Origin of the sequence: Streptococcus sp. LYSM12 (assembly GCF_004569635.1) — a bacterium.
Taxonomy (GTDB): Bacteria; Bacillota; Bacilli; order Lactobacillales; family Streptococcaceae; genus Streptococcus.
In genome coordinates, this window is sequence record NZ_SPOZ01000053.1 from 1 (window position 1) to 3,293 (window position 3,293).

Consider the following 3,293-nt stretch of genomic DNA (forward strand, 5'->3'; position numbering starts at 1 on the left):
CCGAAACACTACCAAGGTAAACATGGCCTTGAAGCTATGGCAGTTGTCGATAATTTTATCGGCAACTTAGCAGGGAAAGCAGCTTACTGCTGGGGCAATGTTATTAAGTATCTGCTACGCTTTCAAATGAAAAATGGAGGCGAGGACTTGAAAAAAGGCCCGTCAGCACTTGGATTGGTTGATAGAGGAGATGGAGAATAATTGAGTTTCAAAGAATTTAACAATCGTCAAATAGCCAATAAGCATGCTGAATATATTACAAGTCCTGTCTTGCGTCAGTATCTAGCGGATAAGGTTAGGCAATATTGTGGTGAGAATGTTTCAATTTTTGACGGTGCGGCTGGGTCGGGCCAGTTGGAGCAATTCATCCAGCCAAAAGAGTTTCATGCTGTGGAAATTCAGACACTCGCATGTGAAGCACTTAAAGAGAATTATCCGAACGCAGTCGTATATAATCAGAGTTTCTTTCTCTATGACGAGAATCCAGAGGTTGATGTGACTGCGATGAATCCGCCATATTCAATTAAGTTTAAGGATTTGCCGGAGGAAGACAGACAGGCTATTCAATCTGATTTCCCTTGGAAAAAATCGGGTGTAGTTGATGATATTTTCTTGCTTAAGTCACTCAAGTATACCAAACGATATGCATTCTATATCATGTTCCCTGGCATTGCCTACCGAGGCGCAGAAAAGAAAATGCGGGAATTGGTTGGCAATCGGTTACTGGAGCTAAACACTGTGAGAAATGGATTTGAAGACACGCAGATTGAAGTGCTTTTCCTTGTAATTGACAAGCAAAAGACCACTTCTGATATTCATAGCGAAATCTACGATGCCAAATTGAAAAAGATTGTTTACACAACAAGTAGTCAACTAACAGTTGACTACCACTGGCATGCACCTAGAGAACCTGTCGAAAAAGAGGAAATCGATATTGATGCAGTGAATCAGGAGTTAGATGAGTTAATGTTAGTACGACTTAGAAATCACTTAGAATCGCAGCTGTTGGTTATTCACTATTTTGGAGCGGAAATTGACTATCTAAGTTTTATCTCTCAAGCGTACGATATTTTAAATCAATATGAAATTTATTACAATTTTGGAGTTGTTCAATGAAAAAGGTAGATAATAAATTAGGAGGAGGAACATGAGTAGAAAATTTAGAGAAGCTATAGCAAACGGCTACATATTTGGTTGCTTTATAGGTTTAATTATCAGCGTGATGTTTTTAGCACACAGTGTCACTATTCAACAAGATAGAATTGAAGAATTAGAATTTAAAGTGAAGTATCAGCAACAGCGCAACGAAGTCATCACGCAGCAGCTACAAGAGATGAACAGGTATGTGCAGTATCCGGGAGGTTAAATATGGCAAATTGGGCAGAAGGAACTATTAAATTAAGAGGTAGAGCAGAAAATATTGCATCAGCGTTGGAATACATGTTTTCTGAGGACAAAAGTGTAACTGTTGAGAAAAAATATGATGGTGAATTGTTGTTATTCAAAAGTGCTGATTCTTGCTTTTACATCAAGGGTACAAGACGCGCACTCATAATTCATGATACTATTGAAATTTGGTTGGATGATGATTTCTTAATCGTTGAGTTGGACAATTTCAAGCAAGCGTGGTCTGCAATATCTGCTAATTATCAAGAGATTTCTAGTAAGTTTGATGTTGATATTAAAATCTTTACATTCGAGATGGGCATGGAATTTACACAAGAGATAGAAATCCATAAGGGTGTGGTTGTTAAGGATATTGTACAAACATATGATAATTATAGCTGGGAAGTACCGTTCGCTTCTTTAGGAGGTTAAGAATAAATGAAAATATTAGATGCTTGTTGTGGTAGTCGTATGTTTTGGTTTGATAAGGAAAACGAACATGTGACTTTCATGGACATTAGGAAAGAAAAAATTGAAATACACGGAAAAAAGGTCAACGTTGATCCTGATGTCATCGGAGACTTTCGAGACATGCCATTCGATGATGGAAGTTTCCATTTAGTAGTGTTTGACCCGCCGCATTTGAAATGGGCAGGTCCTAATTCGGTCATGAAAGCACAGTATGGACAGCTTGATAAAGTTACCTGGAAAGAGGGCTTGGTAAAAGGTTTTGCAGAGTGTATGCGTGTATTGAAGCCGAATGGAACACTAATCTTTAAATGGTCAGACTGTCAGATAAACGTTAGGGAAATTTTAAACGCAATACCATTCAAGCCACTATTTGGCCAGCAAAGAGGTACAACGCATTGGATGGCGTTTGCGAAAATAGGTAAGGAGGAATATAGGTTATCCGGGAGGGTGAAGATGAACAGACGACAACGTAAAAAGAAAATACTAAAGGGATTGAACAAAGAGGAGAGATACCGTAGGACACATTGTCCAGTATGCGATGATAAAATCGGAGTGTTTGAGCAGTATTTCAATAGCTACGGTTTTTGTAGTGAGTATTGTGGGTACGAATATTACGGAATTTCCAGATTGTAAAGAAAGAGGAATAGAAGAATGAACAACGCAACAAAAACAGGAATTATCTTAGCTAGTGTAGTATTACTTGGCGGGTTATTTAGACTCACGGCAGTTTCAAAAATCCCGGCAAATACAGTAGGGGTCAAATATAGTGCAGTATCTGGCGTTCAAGATGAAACTCTGGGTAGTGGCTATCATATCTATATGCCATTTCTTGACAAAATTTACAAGCTATCTACAGAAGTTCAGACCACAAAAATTGAGAAAGTCACTACGCAGACGAACGATGCGCAGTATCTTGACTCAACTATTGATGTTAAATGGCGAGTATCCGAAAAGAATGCGATGAAAGTATTTCGTGATTTTCGAAATGTAGAGGTATTGGCCGAAAAAGGAATTGAGCCGGCGGTGCAACGTGCTATGGAAGAGATTTCGGTGAATTATAACATCGTTGAGTTGCTAGGGTCAAAACGAAATCAAGTTTACACTGAATTTGAAGAGGCCTTGAAGCAACGTTTGGACTCGTACGGTGTTGAATTGGTGGCTGTAACAATCATTGATACAGATGCAGGGGACGACATCGAAAAAGCTATCAAGAATGAAGCTGTTAAACAGAAAGAAGTTGATACTGCTAAGCAGGAACAGGAGCGCGCAAAGATTGAAGCTGAAACAAAACAGATTCAAGCTCAAGCAGAAGCTGATGCAAATAAGAAACTATCTGAATCAATTACGGATAACTTAATCCGTATGAAAGAAGCGGAAGCTCGTATGAAGCACGGCTGGGTTGAAGTGCAGACCTCTGGTGATGTGATTACAGACAC

At 39.0% G+C, this 3,293-nt stretch carries 4 protein-coding genes and 2 pseudogenes; all 6 read left to right on the plus strand.

Translation table 11 applies throughout. The features are described 5' to 3' along the window. Window positions 1-205: pseudogene (locus E4T79_RS10575) on the plus strand (DUF3310 domain-containing protein); the annotation flags it as partial. Beyond that, the gene (locus E4T79_RS10580; RefSeq protein WP_076996079.1) at window positions 202-1,116 is read left to right on the plus strand and encodes an N-6 DNA methylase; all 915 of its coding nucleotides are present in this window, start codon (window positions 202-204) and stop codon (window positions 1,114-1,116) included. The pseudogene E4T79_RS10575 and the gene E4T79_RS10580, both read left to right, overlap by 4 nt. Before the next feature lie 31 nt (window positions 1,117-1,147). Then, a complete protein-coding gene (locus tag E4T79_RS10585) occupies window positions 1,148-1,366 on the plus strand; it encodes a hypothetical protein (protein ID WP_076996078.1) in 219 nt (72 codons plus the stop codon). 2 nt (window positions 1,367-1,368) lie between these two features. Beyond that, window positions 1,369-1,818: a hypothetical protein gene (locus tag E4T79_RS10590; RefSeq protein WP_076996077.1), complete on the plus strand. Its 450-nt coding sequence runs from the start codon at window positions 1,369-1,371 to the stop codon at window positions 1,816-1,818. Between the two features lie 6 nt (window positions 1,819-1,824). Next, window positions 1,825-2,259 (plus strand): annotated as a pseudogene (locus E4T79_RS10595) (class I SAM-dependent methyltransferase); the annotation flags it as partial. A 249-nt stretch (window positions 2,260-2,508) separates the two neighbouring features. Continuing rightward, window positions 2,509-3,293: prohibitin family protein (locus E4T79_RS10600; protein ID WP_135030090.1), on the plus strand; the 785-nt coding region annotated here is incomplete at its 3' end.